Source organism: Ruegeria sp. BC8 (assembly GCF_056535705.1).
Genome location: NZ_JBQFIV010000002.1, coordinates 25,820 through 44,143, shown reverse-complemented (window position 1 = coordinate 44,143; position 18,324 = coordinate 25,820). Strand labels below are relative to the sequence as shown.

General features: G+C 56.8%; 15 protein-coding genes. 3 read left to right on the top strand and 12 right to left on the bottom strand.

Annotation, left to right across the window (positions count from 1 at the left end; all coding sequences use genetic code 11):
- Positions 1 to 50: 50 nt before the first annotated feature.
- The 7 genes from ACR3EK_RS17490 to ACR3EK_RS17460 form a co-directional block, all read right to left on the bottom strand.
- Positions 51 to 1,412, bottom strand: coding sequence for a UDP-N-acetylglucosamine 4,6-dehydratase family protein (locus ACR3EK_RS17490; protein ID WP_480634079.1), 1,362 nt, complete (start codon positions 1,410 to 1,412; stop codon positions 51 to 53).
- A complete protein-coding gene (locus ACR3EK_RS17485) occupies positions 1,331 to 1,894 on the bottom strand; it encodes a nucleoside-diphosphate sugar epimerase/dehydratase (RefSeq protein ID WP_480634078.1) in 564 nt (187 codons plus the stop codon). Before ACR3EK_RS17485 ends, ACR3EK_RS17490 begins: the two co-directional genes overlap by 82 nt.
- A gap of 2 nt (positions 1,895 to 1,896) precedes the next feature.
- On the bottom strand, positions 1,897 to 2,211 hold the full coding sequence (locus ACR3EK_RS17480) for a hypothetical protein (protein WP_480634077.1): 315 nt from the start codon (positions 2,209 to 2,211) through the stop codon (positions 1,897 to 1,899).
- A gap of 384 nt (positions 2,212 to 2,595) precedes the next feature.
- Complete coding sequence (locus ACR3EK_RS17475; RefSeq protein ID WP_480634076.1) at positions 2,596 to 3,030, bottom strand: hypothetical protein; 435 nt, start codon at positions 3,028 to 3,030, stop codon at positions 2,596 to 2,598.
- Between the two features lie 29 nt (positions 3,031 to 3,059).
- The gene (locus ACR3EK_RS17470) at positions 3,060 to 3,848 is read right to left on the bottom strand and encodes a pectate lyase family protein (RefSeq protein WP_480634075.1); all 789 of its coding nucleotides are present in this window, start codon (positions 3,846 to 3,848) and stop codon (positions 3,060 to 3,062) included.
- 221 nt (positions 3,849 to 4,069) lie between these two features.
- The gene (locus ACR3EK_RS17465; protein WP_480634074.1) at positions 4,070 to 5,626 is read right to left on the bottom strand and encodes an AAA family ATPase; all 1,557 of its coding nucleotides are present in this window, start codon (positions 5,624 to 5,626) and stop codon (positions 4,070 to 4,072) included.
- Between the two features lie 22 nt (positions 5,627 to 5,648).
- A complete protein-coding gene (locus tag ACR3EK_RS17460) occupies positions 5,649 to 5,975 on the bottom strand; it encodes a Wzz/FepE/Etk N-terminal domain-containing protein (protein WP_480634073.1) in 327 nt (108 codons plus the stop codon).
- A 773-nt stretch (positions 5,976 to 6,748) separates the two neighbouring features.
- Here ACR3EK_RS17460 and ACR3EK_RS17455 point away from each other — a divergent pair.
- The 3 genes from ACR3EK_RS17455 to ACR3EK_RS17445 all read left to right on the top strand — a co-directional run bounded on the left by ACR3EK_RS17455 (position 6,749) and on the right by ACR3EK_RS17445 (position 10,732).
- Positions 6,749 to 7,924: a DegT/DnrJ/EryC1/StrS family aminotransferase gene (locus ACR3EK_RS17455; protein ID WP_480634072.1), complete on the top strand. Its 1,176-nt coding sequence runs from the start codon at positions 6,749 to 6,751 to the stop codon at positions 7,922 to 7,924.
- A gap of 438 nt (positions 7,925 to 8,362) precedes the next feature.
- On the top strand, positions 8,363 to 9,214 hold the full coding sequence (locus ACR3EK_RS17450) for a sulfotransferase family protein (RefSeq protein ID WP_480634071.1): 852 nt from the start codon (positions 8,363 to 8,365) through the stop codon (positions 9,212 to 9,214).
- Positions 9,215 to 9,475: 261 nt separating this feature from the next.
- Complete coding sequence (locus tag ACR3EK_RS17445) at positions 9,476 to 10,732, top strand: polysaccharide pyruvyl transferase family protein (RefSeq protein ID WP_480634070.1); 1,257 nt, start codon at positions 9,476 to 9,478, stop codon at positions 10,730 to 10,732.
- An 802-nt stretch (positions 10,733 to 11,534) separates the two neighbouring features.
- Here the strand turns inward: ACR3EK_RS17445 and ACR3EK_RS17440 are convergent.
- The 5 genes from ACR3EK_RS17440 to ACR3EK_RS17420 form a co-directional block, all read right to left on the bottom strand.
- Positions 11,535 to 12,644, bottom strand: coding sequence for a transporter substrate-binding domain-containing protein (locus tag ACR3EK_RS17440; protein ID WP_170341645.1), 1,110 nt, complete (start codon positions 12,642 to 12,644; stop codon positions 11,535 to 11,537).
- A 44-nt stretch (positions 12,645 to 12,688) separates the two neighbouring features.
- Entirely contained in the window at positions 12,689 to 13,939 is a 1,251-nt protein-coding gene (locus ACR3EK_RS17435; RefSeq protein WP_170341687.1) for a transporter substrate-binding domain-containing protein, read from the bottom strand.
- A 22-nt stretch (positions 13,940 to 13,961) separates the two neighbouring features.
- Positions 13,962 to 14,747, bottom strand: a complete 786-nt coding sequence (locus tag ACR3EK_RS17430) for a PP2C family protein-serine/threonine phosphatase (protein ID WP_480634069.1) — start codon at positions 14,745 to 14,747, stop codon at positions 13,962 to 13,964.
- 3 nt (positions 14,748 to 14,750) lie between these two features.
- Positions 14,751 to 15,758, bottom strand: coding sequence for an FHA domain-containing protein (locus tag ACR3EK_RS17425; protein ID WP_480634068.1), 1,008 nt, complete (start codon positions 15,756 to 15,758; stop codon positions 14,751 to 14,753).
- Positions 15,759 to 15,965: 207 nt separating this feature from the next.
- The gene (locus tag ACR3EK_RS17420; RefSeq protein ID WP_480634067.1) at positions 15,966 to 18,107 is read right to left on the bottom strand and encodes a serine/threonine-protein kinase; all 2,142 of its coding nucleotides are present in this window, start codon (positions 18,105 to 18,107) and stop codon (positions 15,966 to 15,968) included.
- Positions 18,108 to 18,324: the final 217 nt, after the last annotated feature.

Sequence of the window (18,324 nt, the reverse complement as noted above, 5' to 3'; positions counted from 1 at the left end):
CCCCATCCGCTGGTTTTAAGTGCTTCCAAAGTCCGGGACCAATCTGTGCGTCACTGTTTTTCCAGGGCGCTTGGGAATGCCAGCAATCTGCCGCTCTGTGGCTTCAGCATGCTGGTGAGATTGACGCGCGCGCCTTCGGTCGGTTCTCCGGGTGTATTGACTGCGCCTGGCTCTGCTTCTCCTGCCCCGAACACCACCGATGCAGCAATCCGCTCAGCGTCTTTGCCCTCATTGGCGCGGTAACGGGGAACGATCTGGCGGAGTGTGTCAATGATCATTGACGAGTCACCCAGACGCGCAAAGGCCTCTAGCCGGCTCATCCACACCTTGGCGTCGGCCAGCGAAACCTCTGCCGAAGTTGCAACCATCACACCCTCCAGACCACTTGGTGCGCGGGTTTCGAGCTTGTCGAAGAGTTCTTCGAACAACTTCTCGCCTGGTCGCATACCAATGATCTTGATCCCGATGTCTTTGCCTGGCTCCAAGCCCGACAGGCGGATCATCCGCTCGGCTATGTCGATGATCCGGACCGGCTCACCCATATCGAGAACAAAGATTGCACCACGCGATGTTTTTTGCTCGATCCCATGAGCTGACGCCATAAGAGTGAGCTCCACCGCTTCGCGGATCGTCATGAAGAACCGCTCCATTCTGGGGTCGGTTACGGTGAGAGGTCCGCCGCTGGCGATCTGCTCTTTCAGAAGGGGAATAAGCGATCCTGAGGAACCGAGCACATTGCCAAAGCGCACAGTCATAAAGCGTGTGCCTTTTCCCTCGCGCTCCGCCTCCCGATCCAACGCGCCACAATAGAACTCTGCAACCCTCTTGGTCGCTCCCATAACCGACGTTGCATTGACTGCCTTGTCGGTCGAGATCTGCACCATTGCGGCAGCTCCTGCGTGGCGGGCTGCATCCGCGACATTGCGCGTTCCGATCGCATTGGTCAGCACACCTTCGCCAGGATTGGCCTCGACAATGGGCACATGCTTGAGCGCCGCAGCGTGGAAGACGATATCCGGACGATAGGTCATGAACAGATTCTCAACCCGCGTACGGTCGCGTACGTCGCAAATTTCACAGTTCTTGACCACCGACGAGAAATGACGGTCCAGATCCTGGCCGATCGAATATAGATTGAACTCGCAGTTATCGATGAGCAACAAGCTCTCGGGATGGTTGGCTGCAATCTGACGCACAAGTTCTCCGCCGATACTGCCGCCGGCGCCAGTCACGACGATCCGACGGCCAGTGACCAGCCGGGCCAGACGCTTGCGATCAACGACGTGGGCCGGGCGCTGAAGCAGATCGTTCGGCTGGACTTCTTCAATACTCAGCGGGCGAGATCGTTGAGCCCGTGCAAGTCGCAGATCCCTGGCAAGCGACGTACACCGATGCCCTGGCTTTCGGCCCATGACACAAGCTTCCTCACTTCGTCCTCGTTGAACTGTGCGGGGGCTTCTGTCAGCACGATGTGGCGGGGCAGCGCGCGCGTCGCGAACCAGTCTTTGACCGCTTCGACGTCCAGAACCGAACCAACGATCGGGACATCGTGAAAAACCAAACCTCTTGTGTTCTCGACACCGTCAACGATGCCGATCGGCTGGTAAGGCGGATTGGGCATATTACGTACGGCCCGCAAAAACAGATCGCAGGCGGTCCCGGTCCCAACAAGCAATACCGGCTCCGCTGTTGCCGCCTGCAAATGATTGCCTCCGCCAAGAAGCGTTCCCAACAGGTTTTGGTTGATCCGCCGGACCAAGCGCGTCCCGCACAGAAACGGAAGCGCTACAAATAGAGCAATGACCATAACTTCGGGCGGGACGTTCACTGCTGCCAACCCAAGCGACCGGAGGATGCCTATTGCCAACAGCACCAATGTCGTTGCCGTTGTCACGATCACTGCGTCACGGATAGACGTTGTCTCCGGATGGCGCCGATACATTCCCAAAAGGGAAAAATGACGGCTGCCGTCAGAACACCTGTCAGCACGAGACCCGTGATGCTTTCGCTGTGGGTCGCATCAAGTGGGAGCCCGCTACGCAGAATGTAGGACGCGGAAAGCGCAGCGGCGACCAGAAAAATATCGCTGAAAAACAGACGCTTGTGAGACTTCAACTCACCGGCGACACTCAAAAGGAATTCCCGGACCCCTGAACCAAAAGTGCGGAATTGAGAGGCAGGTGTATTTCTATGCCCAATAATGAACTTCACAACAAATTACCCCCAAAACAACAAACAACAGAACGCCAAAATGGAGCCAGTTTTGGCGCATACTAAAAAAACTTGTAGGTAGCTTAACGTTAAGTAGATTTTTCTCAAATCGATTTCATGCGCGTGAGCACACCAAATCCCTTAACCTTCCAAAAGCACAACTTAAGGCCGCATGTTATGTGGAGCTTCTACTTTTCCGGTACTCAGTTTTTACTTCACCCCCACACTTGCTTAAAAATTAGGCAAATGCGGGCAGCAGCCATAGCCGAACTGTTGAGCCACCGTGGAGAATCCATGAAAAAACGACGGATTGGGGACGGCATGCCGGACGCCCGATTCGGCCACAAAACTACGGCGAAATTATGATCGAGCCATTTGCTGCAGCTAGGCGTCGCCAGCGAGCCTTGCGAGGTAGTGTTCGAGATTGGATGTTTCGGCTCCCGGAAGCTTTGCCCAGGCATCTTGAGGATCATAGAGATCAAACGAAGGGCGGAGCCCGTCCCGCGCATCAGCCAGGCCACTGCCATCGCTGCCTGCAGGCTCCCGGTCGGCTGAAATCTCCGGCCATCCGCCCAAGTCGGCCAATGGATCGTCTACAATTCGCCCGTCACAATTGCGCACATGATTGAGCACCCGCGCGTCGAGATCATCGGCTTCGCGCGTGCCGGGTATCTGATCTCCTGCTCTGTCCAGAACATAGGTCATGGTTTCACTTACCGAGAAGACAGGTGAAGCGATTGGGTCGGCTGGTGTGGCAACCTGATGATCCTTGGCAACTGGATCTAGAACCTCAAACGGTATCGCGGTTTTGCAATCCATTGCGATATTGTCCTTGGCAAAGATCTCAATCAGGTTTTGGGGTCCATCAGGAACGCCTCAACAGCAAAGCGTCGATCCTTGCGCGTACTCGGGCCTGCCAGAACAACGTTGCCGACATAGTTCACGCGTGTAGTTCCGAGGTTGTTGTAAAACTCGCCGAACTGGCTCCCAGCATTGTAGAAGACGTTGTTGATAACCTCGATCGGACCAATATCCGTCGCCTTGAGATCAGGATTTCGATCCCGATTGTGGGCAAATAGGTTCCGCGTCAGCGTAATCCGCCCACAGGCATTACCCGAACCTTCGTGTGAGCAGATCAATGCGCCTTTCGAGTGCGCCCCCTTGGGATGGGTCGCTTTTTCCAGCCCATAAGCGAAAATACTGTTTGCAATGGTGATGTCAGCCGCAGTGCTGCTGCTCACATGAACATTAATGTTCTCATCCGTCGCAAACATTACCGAGACATGATCAATGTAGATCCGCTCTGCGTTCTCGATGGTGATCCCATCAACCGCCGGGCTATCCTCAATGCTCGGACCCGGGCGCACTTTGAGAAAACGGATGACTACGTCATGCGCGCCCTTGATCACGAGCGGTGATCGGATGCTGTCGCGCAACTTCAGCTGAATTCCATCCCCGGGCGCTGTCTGCCCGGCAACATAAACATTCGACCCCACCCTAAGCTCACTGTCGAGCTCGATTGTGCCACTGACTTGAAAGACACAAACGCGAGGTACATCAAGCTCTACACACGCACGTAAACTGCCCTCTCCTTTATCCTCAAGCGTGGTAACGGCAATAACTTCACCCCACGCCAACCGGTTGCCCCGGCACCAAAGCCAATGGCACCGGGGAAGGCAATCGGTTCGGAGGAGGCAATTCCGGCAAACCCGACTGCCAAGAGGCAGGTTAGAGTCTTAGGTACATCGCGACGCTCACCCTTATACTGTTTGCGACTGTGACGTGGGTGCCGAGCCGCGGCGTGATCCCATCGCTCATCGCTTGCCTACGGCGTTGAGTGCGACACCAACCAGCGGAATCATTTTGCTGCGCATGGCATGAGTTGCTGCACGCAGTGCCGCTCTCTTGTTTGCCCCGCACGAGCAACAACAACGGCAACATCGGCAAACTCTGCAAATCGATTGGCGTTCTCTGTAGCCAGATACGACGGTGTGTCGATCACTATGAGATCATAGGTTTTGCGCAGGTAGTTCTCAATTCGGGTTTCCTCGCTTCGATCAGCCCGCAACTTGAGACCGAAATGCGAGGTTGGTCCAAAGTTGATCACGTCAAGCTGAGGGTATTGACTGCAGGTGCTTATGCCCCTCCTGAACGTTTCGAAACTGTCGAAAGCATCCTGCAGGGCAAGATCGGAATTCGGCACACCAAGCAGTGCGCTGGCACTCTGTTGCTGGACATCCAGATCAATCAGAATTACCCGCAGACCGTCGTGGGCAGCACAGGCGCTAAGGGCAACGGAAACGGTGGACTTGCCCTCGTTGGGCAGGGCGCTGAGAACCATCAGGGCAGCGCCTTTATCCGTATCCGTCCTGGCCAGTGCTGACGTAGCAAGTGACCGCGCTGCCTGCCCGAACGCCGAGTAGGGAGCCGCAGAAAGGTGCTCGATCAAGTGACCACGCGCGCCAGCCCCCGAACGCGGCAACCGGGGTATCTGCGCCAAAACGGGCAAACCACTTGCCTCCTCGGCACTGTCCACCGTCCAGATTTGCGCGTTCATCTGTTCGCGGAACAGAACATAAATAAAGGCAAAGAAGCTTAAGACCACAAACGCGACGGCCAGTGTTGCGACACGTTGCGGCTCGGAGGGCTTTCGAGGAGGCTGCGCCACGGTGATCTGGCGTGCCGTGGGTGTGAGCGAATCTCGTTGCGCCTCATAATCGTTCAAGCGCTCGAAGATCGATTGATAGCGCTGCTGATCGATCTGCAATGCGAGTTCTAATTGCGCGCGCTCCAATTCAGCCCGGGTGCGTTGGCGAAGCGCATCAGTCCGCTGCTGTATCTGCCGCGCAAGATCCGAACCCTCGCCCTGTTCTTCTAGATCGGCAATTGCGCGCAGGCTTTCGAGTTCAGCCAGCATCGCTTCGGTGCGGTTGCTGTCATCGAGCGCATTCAACCGAATCAAAGCAGCAAGTTCAGCTTGCCGTGTTGTAAGGTTTTCGATGGCGGTCACAGACCGCTTGCGCAGAAAGTTGATAGCGCTGTCGATACCCAACCGCTGTCGGCGGAGCCCTTCCTCGATATAAGTCCTTGCGACAACATTGCTGACCCGCGCAGCAAATACAGGGTCTTCGTATGTGGACTCTATTCGAATCGCCAAGCCATGGCCTGGGTAATTGATCGAATAGATACCAAGGAGCTTGTCGATAACGGCTTCGCGCTGCAGGGCTTCGTACTGCGCAATGCGGTCTGCCTCACTCAGGGCTTCCAGATCACTTTCGTCGAGCGGTTCTGCCGGGTCGCTTGGCTCGGTCGTTACCACCGCCTCACCAGAGGTTGTGGCATTGATGGTGCTGCCGCTTCCCCCGGGTTGAAGAAAGCGAAACAGTCGCGACAAAAAGAAGTCATTATCCCCCAAGCTGGGCGCAAAGTCAGGATCGTCAAAGCTCCATGCGTTCCGCAATTGATTCGGCGAACTGGCGCGACCGCAGCACCTCGACCTCGGTTTGGGCCACACTTGGATCGATGACGCGCAGGCGGGAGCTGACCGTGTCAAAGGCGGTATTGCCTGTCTCCAGCACGATTACCGAGGTCGCCACGTAACGCTCACTGATGGAAAAAACGACGGCTGCAGTGAGCGCCATGCCTACCGCAACAAAACAAAAGATCAGGACAAAATTGTGTTTAAAAAGATGCCACAGATCCTGCAGACCCACACGCGAAGTGGGTTCCGACTTCGATATGTCGCTCTGGGGAGATACGTTCAAAAAACACCTCTTCGAAATCTGGATACCCTGATCGCGTGGATACTCGTGTATGTAAGAGCGGATGATGAAGTGTTTTCCGGCCAAGAAATAGCTCTCAGCAAAAAATGACCGCCCACCTTGACTGCAGAAACATCTGCAGGACATCTAGCATACCGCCGTGCATTTCAGAAAGAGTGAGTTGGTAGACCGCCGCCCGACGGGCTACTCGTTCACGAAGAGAGGCTTCAGGTTGTACGCTGCCCCCAAACCTGGACCACTGGAAGTTGGGTTTTTGCTACCCTGTCCCGGTGAGAAGCTGGTGACGCCATCAGGACAATGCACAGCAATCGACATGGTGTCTCCGATTGCGCCACGGCGTCGCTTCTCGTTGCCGGGCCAACGTCAATCCTCCAGCTTTTCATGGACCTCTGCACGGCTCATGAACGCATGGGCGTTCGACACCCCGCCTTTTGCCGGTTGTCGAAGGCGAAAATGTGAGTGGCTGGCCAAAACCTCGCAGCCTTTTCCAATCCGCAAAGGCGACAAACCCTTCGCCGGCCCGCGCCCGTTGATAAAATCCATCGCGCGGCACGGATGAATCGACACACAGCGCTTGCTTCATCGAAAATCCGCCGCATAATCAAGCCAACCGGACGCGCCAGACCCTTTTTTAGTTCAAGCAGCATTCAGTCCATAATCCCTGACGCACGGGTGACGGGTATGGGGCGCCGCAGTTCGCAAAACCGCCTGTGAGGCTTTCGCTCTCATCGCCACGCCATTTGACGGAGTGCACATTGTCTACCCCATCCTCACAAAGCTGGCCGCATTTCGATGAAATTCAAATTGAAGCCGTCGCAGAACTGCTCCGATCCGGAAAGGTCAATGCATGGACCGGGGCAGATGTAAGGTCTTTCGAAGATGAATATGCCGAAGCTTTGAATGTGAAGCACGCCGTAGCGTTCGCGAATGGCAGCGTCTCAATCAACACGGCTCTTGCCGCGCTCAAACTGGCCCCTGGCGATGAGGTCATCGTAACGCCACGCAGCTTTGTAGCTTCGGCGTCCTGCGTTCTGCTGTTTGGCGCGATACCCGTCTTTGCTGATATCGACCCAGACAGCGGAAACCTCACCCCCGAAACAATTCGGGCCTGCATAACCCCCAGGACAAAAGGCATCATTCCCGTCCATTTGGGCGGATGGCCATGCGACATGCCTGGAATCATGGAACTGGCTGCAGAGCACAAGTTGTGGGTCATCGAAGATTGCGCCCAAGCCCACGGCGCTTTGATCAACGGCCGCCCCGTAGGCACATACGGCGATTTTGGTTCCTTCTCGTTTTGCCAGGACAAGATCCTTACCACGGGTGGAGAGGGCGGTCTCCTCGTAACCAACAATACCGAGCTTTGGAAATTCGCCTGGAGCTACAAGGACCATGGAAAAGACTATGACAGAGTCTTCGCTACGGATCATCCACCGGGGTTCCGCTGGCTGCACACGCATCTCGGCACCAACCTGCGGATGACCGGAATATCTGCCGCGCTTGGCCGGATTCAGCTTCGTCGTCTGCCTGAGTGGCAGTCGGTCCGGGCACGCAACGCGCATATTCTCGCGCAAGCATTCTCAGACTGCCCGGTCCTTCGTACGCCGATGCCAGCCCCAAATCTAACCCATGCCTGGTACCGCTTCTATACTTACGTTCGACCAGAAAAACTGGCTGAAGGCTGGAGCCGCGATCGGATCATGACTGAGATCCAGGCGGCAGGATTCCCGGTTTTTTCTGGAAGCTGCCCGGAAATCTACCTTGAGGCCGTGTTTCCCGAGTCGATCAGACCGAAAGCTCGGCTGCCTGTCGCCCGCGATCTCGGCGAAACGAGCCTGGCCTTCCTGGTCGACCCGACCTGGTCCGAAAATGAGATCAGAGCGCTCGTTCAAGCCGCCCTCCCAATTCTCGAGGCCTCTGGAAAGCACTGAATTTGGTTCAATCAAGCGGGAGGGTCCTGGGCCGGTGATGGATGCAATGCAAATGGAATTCACCATTGAAGCGCGCAATCGTCGACGTGACCGCCAATTCCATCGAGGAACACTCCAAGCCATCCGCAAGGACAATCATTTTCTGTATCGTGACCGAGGCCTTTCTTGCTCTGGGCCGTGCCGCGCGAGAACACGGTCCCGCAGTACGTCCAAAAGACCACGTTTCCACATCACGAACAGTACGCTGGAGGCTTCGACACTGTTTGCCCAGCGGCTTAAGTTTGCCTCAATTCCGGCGCTATACTTGACTCATGAATATAGCCGCCATGATTGCGGATTAGCAGTTCTTACAACTCGCAAATCCGTATCCCAATTATGCGCTACAATCGGCGTTTACTGTCCATTTTCAAGCGCATCAACCGGAGACGCCCTTAGCCAATGCATTTCAAAGACATAAATTTCATCATCATAGGTGCAGGGAAGTCGGCGAGCACCTGGCTTCAAAAACAGCTGCAATCTGATCCGGAAGTCTACATGCCAGACCCGGAACTTCACTACTTCTCTCGGAATTACAGCCGAGGTGACGAATGGTACCTTTCTCAGTTCAAAGATGCGGGGGTGGGCCAGACCGTTGGCGAAAAGTCCAATTCCTACCTGTATGCGCCCGATGCAGCAGCCCATATTCACGACCGCATGCCTCATGTGAAGCTGCTTGCACAATTGCGCAACCCCGTCGAGCGGGCCTACTCCAACTACTGTATGTTGTTCCAGCGCGGTGAGGTCGGACCAGACATCGAGTCCTATCTCGACCCTTCGCAGGGCGGCGGCAACAAATTGCTGATCTCCGGTCATTTTGCGTCACATCTGCAAACCTACATCGACCTGTTCGGACGCGAGAAGCTTCTCATCCTGTTCTTCGAAGGCGTGTTAGACGACCCAGAGGGGCAGATGTCGCAGGTTCGCACCCATCTTGATTTGCCACCGCACCCCCTGGCGCCGGAAGGATGGAGCAAGACAAAGGACAAATCCGCTCCCAATGTGCCAGCGCATTGGAAAAAGCGCCTTGGGTGGATGAAGCCGATAGTCCGCCCCCTAAGAGGGACCGCAACCTTTGAAACGGCACGCGGGTGGATTGCAAGCGAAACCCAGTACCCGCCGCTCACGGACGATCTAAGAAAACGGCTTAACGACTATTACGGCCCGTCTATCGAGGCCTTGGAGCAGATTAGCGGTCAGTCACTCAGCCATTGGTATGGGTCGATGGACGAGCCGGGGGGAATGACAGCCTGATGTCGCTCGGAGACTGAAGCGGAACGCGTACCCACATGAAGCACACATTGACTGAGAGGAGACCAAACCAGCGCGCGGGAACATCATGATCGATTGAGGAGCTTTTCCGTTTCCGCGGTACCTGAACCGCGGTAGTGGCCTGAATGGTTCAAACAATCATCGCTTTCGCTCAAATGGGTGCAGATTTTCGAAACATACCAACCGAGATCGGGAAAAACTGGCATTTTTTGCCAAATAAAAAGAAAGGAGAAAGGCGGATACATGCTGTATCCGCTGATTGATATGAAGAAGTTTATAATAACTGGTATTCAGATGAGAAACAAAGGCTCTCAGGCGATGTTTCTCACGCTTTATTATGGGTTGAAGTCGATTTACAAGGATTGCGAGGTGGTCGGCTTTTCCAACAAATACGACCCCTCCGAAGAATACACTTTCAAGTTGCTACCCTACGACGACTACACTCGGCTGGTTTTCAAATACCGGCTGAACAAGGTTCCGCTGCTGGAACCACTTTTGACCTCTTTCGTCGGCATGATGAAGAAAACCGACAAGTGGAAGGGCAAGATCCCGGAAATGGAAAAAGCGCTGCGGGAAGCGGATGCTGTGTTCGATGCGAGCGGGTATACACTTGGCTCAGGCTGGTCAAAGAAAGGCGGCGGGTTGCTGCTGGACACGATAAGATACGCCAAACGGTACAACACGAAAATCGTCCTGATGCCTCAGAGTTTCGGCCCCTTTGATTGGGACGATGACGACAACGGGGCTTTCCTCAAAGAGATGAAAGACGAACTGACCTATGCCACGAAAATATATGCCCGCGAGAAAGAGGGGTTTGGCTGCCTGAAATCCCTGGGCCTGGACAACGTTGAACTATCAACGGACATGGTTGTTCGAGAAAAATTCTTTCCAAAAGCAAGCGATATCTACCCATCCTACCAGGAGGACGAGACAAATTACCCAACCAAAGGATCTGTCGGGTTCATAATAAATGAGAACATCTTCAGAATTGGTGATCCCGAAGCAGTCTTCAATCTGTACGCAAAGCTGCTCGACAAACTGGTGGACAATGGAGAAAAAGTTTACATTCTAACCACCTCCACTGCCGATACGCACCTTGTTGAAACAGTTCTTGGAAAGACCAGAAACAAAGACAACGTGGGCGTGATTGCCGGTGAGTATTCGAGCCCGGAACTCATAAACATTATCAGCAGGTTCAAATACGTTGTGGCGTCACGCTACCATTCGGTCGTGTTCGCATACAGAAGCGGCGTGCCCGCAATCATTCTCGGGTGGGCCAATAAATACATAGACCTGGCCGAGCACTTCCAACAGCAAGACTACGTGTTTGACATAAGAAACCCAGGCGTCGATCGTATCATCGAACAAATCGACAAAATGGCGGCGAACCACGAAAACGAGTCACGCACCATAAAAGATCGCTTGAAAAGCCTGCAAGAATCTTCCGTTGTCGCCGAAGCTGCAAACGAAATCGCCCCCCAAAACTCAACAGCCACCTAGCAGAAGGACACCCGGCAAATAGCCGGCACTCACACAAAAACGACACACAGCCAGCGGCGAACAAGAATTCCGGATATCACCGCGTGCGTGGCGAGTGTCACGCACTGCGCTCGCGTCCAAACCGACGCCGGTAACCATCAAGCAATCTCACAGGCTTTCGTGTGGTTGAGAGCTTAGTACGGTCAGGTCACCTCAATAGTGATAGGCTCAGGTCATCACGCGCATAGCCAACGCAGAGATCCGTGCTAGATGTTCTCTCAGATAGCCGGCTAGTATTTTTTGAGAAACGCCGGGAAGCGGGATAATTTTTCTAGGGCAAAATGGGATCTATCAATGCTCGAATTAGGCATACCCTGTTCTGCTGAAGATCGATCCCAAAAAAACAAAATGACCAGCACCCCATATGCTGGTCATTTGTCGAGTGAGCGTGTCGGCCAATGGCCTCGCCGGTCGAATGTAATGTTGAGATTACCGTACCTGAATTGAGCAAATGGGACTATAAGGGTTTTCCCGTAATTCTGCCCGCAACTGAAGCGCTTTCGGTTGAATCCGCGTCTGACGTATCTCACGAGCGTCGCTTAAATAGTAGTAGCAGCGTGTGAGTGCCTTAGTGATTCGGGTGCTTGCAGTGGCGGTCATCTGCCAGGCAACCTCGACCGGAGGTCGTCCGTCGGCCATCGGATGTTTGACAAAAAACAGTCTTGGCCCCCGGCGGCCTTGCGGGTCGGCTGGATCAGTTGATCGGAGAATAAAAAAGGGGCCGGTCAGTCGACCAGCCCCAGTCATTCGCGGAACCGAGGGATCAGTTCGACGCGGCCATCAGCTTGTCGTTGTGCTCGCGCAGCGAGTCCGAAACGATCGCGTACCATTCGCCGGATTCACGCATTTCGTTCAGGCCCTTGTTCAGCATGGCCAGGTACTGCTTGCCGAACGGGTTCGAACGGTGCGCGATGAAACGCAGCGACGACAGCGAGGTCACGAAGGGGTTCTCGATCAGGTCGTTCTGGTTCAGGCCCATTTCAACCATGGTGTCCGAGAACAGCTGGACCTCGAAGGTTGCAACATCTGCAGTGCCGGTCAGCACGGCATCCAGACATTCCCGCGCGGTGATCGGCTGCATCAAGGTGATGGTGTCGCCATTGATCAGACCTTGCTGTTCCAGATCGTGGATGAACCAGCCGTCCATGCGGCAGATGGTCGACCCTTTCAGCTCGTCAAAGGTGGTCGCGTTGGCAAACTGGCTTTCGGGCAGGGTGTAGAAACCGACCACGATGTCATAGACTGGGACCGACGAGTCGAACTGCGTGCAGCGCACCTCGGTTTCCCAGGACCATTCGTAGCTGCGGTTGGTGCAGTCCGGCATGTTCCATGCCATCGACACGTCGAACGCGCCCAGCGGCAGCAGGGTTTCCAGGTGCGAGTTCCAGTCGTCAACAAAGCTGACCGAATAGTCGCGGGCGTTGCCGCCCCGCTGCAGCGAGGTGGTTGCCAGACGCGGGATGATGCCACCGCCATTCAGCGATTCATCTGCGAAGGGCGCCCAGCCGTTACCGGTGACCAGTTTGATCGGCGGCTCATAAACGCTCGAGCGTTTCACGCTTGCAGCGCGCTGTTCTTCCGCGGCGATGATTTCCTGCGCGCTGCGGCCATTCGGCAGGCTGCCGTCTTCACAGGGCAGGGCCAGAACGATGCCCGGCTCAAGCGAGTTCGGGTTGGTGATGACGTTGCGGTTTGCGTTGAAGATCGGCTGGTAGTTCGATGTGCCGTAGGCCGCGATGGCGATGGTTGCCATCGTGTCACCGTCCTGAACCGTATAGTTGGTACAGGCCTCCTGAGCGGCGGCGGCGCCGGCGCTGAGGGCGGTTACTGCGGTGGCTGCCGCCACCAGTTTCTTCAGATTGATTTCAAACATGTCCACTTCCTCCAGACTTTTGTTTTGTCAGACCTTGCCGGCCCTTATCCGTTTTCCATTTGGTACCGCAGGGCGGTCGAGACGATGTCGCGCCATTCGCCCGATTGCTGCATGATCGCCAGACCCTGATTGAGCGTCTCGAGGATCGCTTCCCCATCCGGATTGTCCTTGTGGGTCATGACGTTGAGCGACTTGATCGCCGCCAGGTTGGGGTTTTCGATGATCTTGTGTTCGTAGCCCAGCCGACCGATGGCCTCGACGGCCAGATGCGCTTCGATGGCGACCAGGTCAGCCCGCCCGTCCATGACTGCGTGGAAACACTCGTCCGGATCGACGGGGCGCAAGATGGTGATCGCAGGCTCATAAAGACCCACAGCGTCCATATGCGAGGTTGACCAGCCCTCGGGGCGGCAGATCGTGGTGCCGACGAATTCCGCGTAGCTGAGCGAGGTTTCGTAGCCTGAGCCATCCTTCGCGAAGAATGTATCGACCACTTCATAGAACGGGTTCGAGAAGTTGTAGGTCTCGCACCGGTTCCGGTCGCTTTCCGAAAGTGTCTCGGCTTCTTCGCAATTCGGGCGCGACCAAGGGAACGTGGCATCAAAGGCCAGGGTGGGCATCAGCAGGTCCAGATGCGACGACCAGTCGTTCACGAACTGGATCTTGTAGGCCTGTTCCGGCGCCGCCCGCAGCATCGCGGTTTCGACTAGGTTCGTGTACAGACCGCGATTGGGCAGGGCTTCGTCCGTAAACGGCGCGTAGTTGCCCCCGGTGATCAGCAGCAACTGCCGGTCGCGGATCTCGGGGCGGGTGCCGTCACCGGCGTTGCGGATCAACGCGGCACCTTCCGCGCGGGCGGCCTCGATTTCCTTCTTCGCGGCGGCCTTGGCTTCGATGACAGCCTTGTCGCTGGCCTGCTGGGCCTCCGCAACGCGGGCTTCGGCCTCGGCGATGGCCTTGGCGGCACGTTCTTCCGCGGCCTTGACCAGTTCGGCTGCCATCTCGGCGGCCATGCGCTCGGCCTCGGTTTCCGGTTCAGGCGCGGCGCGGCCGACATCCTCGAGGCAAGGGAAGGTCAGAACGTCGCCGACGCGGATGATGTTGGGGTTGGACCCGATCGTGTCGCGGTTGGCGTCGTAGATGATGCGATAGTCTTCGGTCGCATAGACCTTTATGGCCAGTTCACGCAGGCTGTCGCCGCGCTGGATCTCGTAGGTCGAGCATGCCTCTTGCGCCGAGGCTGCCCCCGTTGCTGCCGCCAGGGCAATGCTGGATATGATCAGGTGTGTTCTCATGGGTCCTGTTGCTTTGCTTTTGTTATTGTCGGGCCGTTTTGATGACGGCGATTGAAATGTTGTCCTGATCCGGATCACCCTTGGCGATCAGCGCCTTGAGGAGGCTGTCGGCGATGTCCTGGGAGAGGGCCGAAGCGTTGTCCTGAAGGATGGACTGGATGTCGTGGTTGACCAGATACTGCAGCCCGTCACTGCCGAGGATGAGGATGTCATCGGTCGTCAGTTCCAGCGCGTCTTCGGGGCAGTCTACCTTGGGGATCGCCGCGCCCATGATGACCGAGGTCAGCTGGTTGCGGTCGGGATGGGACTGCGCTTCGGCTTCGGACAGCTCCCCTCGGGTCACCTGTGCGTCGATGACCGGGGCCATCGAATGATCTTCGTTAATCTGAGACAGAACGCCGTTGCGGAACAGGTACAATGGGCTGTCGCCGATCGAGATCCAGAACACTTTGTTGCCCAGCAGCAGAACACCCAGCAGGGTCGAGCCCATGTTGAAGCCTTGTTGCTGGTCGTCGCCGTACCCCGCCACGGCCGCGTTGGCCTGCATTGCGGCCATGGGCAGCGCATCCAGCAGCGTATTCTCGGTCAATTCCGGAGTCTCCAGAACTGCGTCGAGCACTTCGCACCAGGACTTGACCACCAGATCCGAGGCCACTTCGCCCGCGGCGTGACCGCCCATCCCGTCTGCCACCACGACATAACCGGCGTTAGCGGCGTCAAAGACCCGCGAGGCAACCGCGTCTTCCTGCGTGTCGCGCTGACCCTGATCAAGGATCAGTGCAATGTCATATGCCGGAGTAGCCAGCATCCGTTACGCGTCCCGCCAGTCGAAGTTTTCGTCACAGAAGGCCACGAACCGCAGCGACGTTTCGCTGATGCGGATCAGGTCGCCGCTGGACAGCGGCACGGTGCTGAGAACGGGTTTGCCGTTCAGGCGCACAAGGTTTGCCTTGCCGCCATGGCCCAGATAGCATTTGCGGTCTTCGGGGTCATAAGCAATGACGGCGTGGTTCGACCGTGAAATCCCGGTGTCGCCAAAATCCAATTGGATCGCCTGGTCATCGTTGCGGCCAATCTGCATAAGCCCTTCGGTCAGCGTGATGCTGGACCCCCGCCCGGGGCCACTGGTTACTGCCAGCCAACCGACCGGGAATGTCGCGCCTGCGGTTTCGGTCTTGGCCACCGGCTCGGCTGTTTCGATCAGTTCCTGCACATGTGTGTCAGGGCGCTCGAACCCGAGGAAGGTGGTCTTGACGCGCGACCGACGATCCGAGGCCGGCGCTTCGGTTGCTTCCGGAGCGGCTTCGGCTTCTTCGGGCTCGCTGGCCACAGGTTCGGCATCTGCCGCTGCTTCGTCCGGGGCGGTTTCGATTGCAATGGGTTCCGGCAACTCGAACGGGGTCGGCGCCGAGGCCTCTTCCTCTTGGACTTCCTCCAGATCGGGTTCGGCAGTTTCGGCCATGACCGACTGGATGGTCTCTTCTTCTTCGGTTGCCGCAACGTGCAGCGTCACGACCTGTTCGGCTTCTTCCGGCGCTTCAGGCGCGGCTTCGGCTGTTTCTTCGCTCTCTGTTGCCTCTTCCACCGTCTGTTCGGTCTCGGCGAAATCGGGCATCTTCTCTTCAGGGATCAGTTCGTCGGTTTCCTCGTAGCTGTCCGTGCTCAGGTTTCCACCAGCCAGAGCCTGGCGCAGTGCATTGAAGTCCGCAATCGGCTCGGCCTTGTCTGTCGTTTCGACTTCGGGTTCCGACCCTTCGGCTTCTTTGGTTTTGCCGGCACCCTCGAGAAGCCGGCTGAGTGGGCTTTTGTATTTGAACATGGTGTCGACACCTTTTGACTACTTGCACGGGCTTAGGTGACCCGTGGGGCTGCTACGAACCGCTGCGCATGGCGCAGCGGCACTTATGAAGTTGGAAACCTGAAACACTCTTACCTTCCGCGGTGGGCCGGTCCCCACCAGGAGGGCCAAAACGCGGCATCCTCCTCAGCAAACACAAACTAGCGGATCAAATACGTACCGGTCTGATCACTCCTGCGCCAAAGGCATCACGGCGGTTGTTTCCGCCCCGTTTCTAAGCACAACCAACCGTGCTTCGGGCTTGTTTTCGGAAACCAACGCGTTCAGCGCAGTATCCAGACTGTCGGCAGCAATTATCTCAGTTCCCGAGACAGTCTCGCGGACAAGAATGTCGCCGGTCTGCAGGCCACCTGCCGTTGCGGCCGGTGCTCCGGCAACAACTGTCTGCCATTCGGGCAAATCAGCGCCGCGGGCTTCGAACGAGTAACCGTTGGCCAGCCCGAACTCGCGGATTGCGGGCAGGGCCAGCAGACCGTTCTGCGCGCGGGTCTGTCCGATGGGGCGATACCGCGCCGCGACACGGATATAGCCGTCCGGGTCAACCTGAAGGTTGTCCAGAACCTGTGCGGCAAGCGTCGTTCCGGCGCGCACAGGGTTGCCGTTCAGGGTATAGATCGCCGCGCCTCGCTGAACCCATTCACCGATCGTGGACATGTCCTGGTCGGCATCCACACCGGTGATGGCGATGATGTTTCCGGTCGAGGCGCGCCGCTGCGAAGTCGAGAACGGGATTTTGACATCCCAATGGGCATAGCTGACTTGGGTCTCGGCCAGATTGACCGGAGCGCTCGGTGCAACCGCCGCCACTTCGATAGGTTCTTTGGGCTGAGCCGCTTCTTCCTGTGTATCCACCGCCGGCGGTGTGACAGCCGCTGCGGCCTGCTCGACAGGCTGGTCTTCTGCCACCTGCTGTTCTGTTTCTGTTGCTGCTGCGGTTTCTTCTGCCTTGGTTGCTTCTGGTGCGATCACTGGTTCAGCCGTCTGCGTTTCGGCAGGTTCGGCCGTTTCGGTGGGCGTCGCGGTCTGGATCGGTTCCGGGTCCGTCTCGGTCGAGCCGCCGGACATCAGGAAGAAGCCACCAGCGGCCAGAATCGCGATTGCGGCGACACCCGCGATCAACTTGCCGTTGCCGCCCGATCCTTTTTGGACGACCGTATCCACCGCCGCTGCGGGCTCGTCCTTCTGGGCAAAACTTGCCGGACCGTCGTCGTTCTTTTCGCCATGCCCAAGAGCCAGATCGGAATTGCCGGCCAGCAGGGCTGTTACCACCGCTTCGGCATTTTCGCTTTCGGCCTTGATGCGGGCCTTTTCGGCCTCTTCGTCCTTGCCGTCCAAGGCGACAATTACCGAAACGGGGCGATAGGCAAAGCTGTCGAATTCGACACCGGGGCCGCGGAACATCCGCAACCAGTCCAGTGCGGATTGAAGGCGGTCGGTCGCGTGGACCTCCATGGCCTTGTCGATCGCCTCAAGGAAGCCATCCGGGTAACCCTGGAAGCGACCGGTCAGCGGCTGATAGGGATCTTTCTGTCCGTTGTTGAAGGCATTCAGGCGCGATTGGCCGTCGATCGGGCGCTCGCCGCTGATCGCGTGGTAGAGCGTTGCCGCCAACACATACAAGTCGCTGCTGGGACCCTGCTCCGAGCCGCGCACGTAGAACTCGTGCGGCGAGTACCCATCCTTGATCACCCGAAGCGTCAACAGCGCCGCCGATTGGTTGGCAGCCTGTTCGCGCGCGGCGCCGAAATCGATCAGGATCGGTTCGCCGTTTTCGTCGATCAGGATGTTGTCTGGCGAAATGTCCCGGTGCAGCATCCCGCTTTGGTGGATGAATGAAACCGCGGACAGCATCTTTTCGGTGACCTGGACGATAAAGTCCGGGCCGGTTTCGGTCTTGGGGTCCTCGATGTAATCCAGCAGATCGCATCCACGGATCAGGTCCATCGCGATATATGCAGTATCGTTGTCTTCGAAGACCTGGTGCACGTCGACGATATTGGGGTGGACCAGGCGAGCGTGGTTGCGGGCTTCCTGAATGAACAGGTCGATGATCGCGCGTAGGTCGTCCTTGAAGGCCGGATCATTGGGTTCGACCAGGTCACCGTTGCGGCGGCACAAGGCACCCGGATAGCATTCCTTGATGACCACATCGCGTTCCAGGCTGTCACGCGCCAAATACGTGATGCCGAACCCGCCATTGCTGAGGAAGCGAAGAATTTCGTACTGGCCGCGCAGCAGTTTCGCGCCCGGTTGCAGACCTTGAATTTGAGGTTCGTCGTGCGATGCACCGACAGCCTGGTTGTGGTTCATTTCTTCCCGCCCATCATTCCAAAAACTTGCGGCCAAAATAACCGGGCAATCAGCCCACGAACACACAACCAACACAACCGCAGGACACTTGAGAACGGTTAGACGTTTCAAATTTGACTTTAATGGGGCCGCCTCATGGCTTCACTGAGAACGGTTTCGGGCGCAGATCAATATATTGATTAAAAATCTGATAGAATACATATATGTAGTGTCTCCC

Coding starts and splice junctions, on each gene's coding strand:
- ACR3EK_RS17490 (WP_480634079.1), bottom strand. CDS start 1,412: ATGGGCCGAAAGCCAGGGCATCGGTGTACGTCGCTTGCCAGGGATCTG.
- ACR3EK_RS17475 (WP_480634076.1), bottom strand. CDS start 3,030: ATGGATTGCAAAACCGCGATACCGTTTGAGGTTCTAGATCCAGTTGCC.
- ACR3EK_RS17450 (WP_480634071.1), top strand. CDS start 8,363: ATGCATTTCAAAGACATAAATTTCATCATCATAGGTGCAGGGAAGTCG.
- ACR3EK_RS17445 (WP_480634070.1), top strand. CDS start 9,476: ATGCTGTATCCGCTGATTGATATGAAGAAGTTTATAATAACTGGTATT.
- ACR3EK_RS17440 (WP_170341645.1), bottom strand. CDS start 12,644: ATGTTTGAAATCAATCTGAAGAAACTGGTGGCGGCAGCCACCGCAGTA.
- ACR3EK_RS17435 (WP_170341687.1), bottom strand. CDS start 13,939: ATGAGAACACACCTGATCATATCCAGCATTGCCCTGGCGGCAGCAACG.
- ACR3EK_RS17430 (WP_480634069.1), bottom strand. CDS start 14,747: ATGCTGGCTACTCCGGCATATGACATTGCACTGATCCTTGATCAGGGT.
- ACR3EK_RS17425 (WP_480634068.1), bottom strand. CDS start 15,758: ATGTTCAAATACAAAAGCCCACTCAGCCGGCTTCTCGAGGGTGCCGGC.
- ACR3EK_RS17420 (WP_480634067.1), bottom strand. CDS start 18,107: ATGAACCACAACCAGGCTGTCGGTGCATCGCACGACGAACCTCAAATT.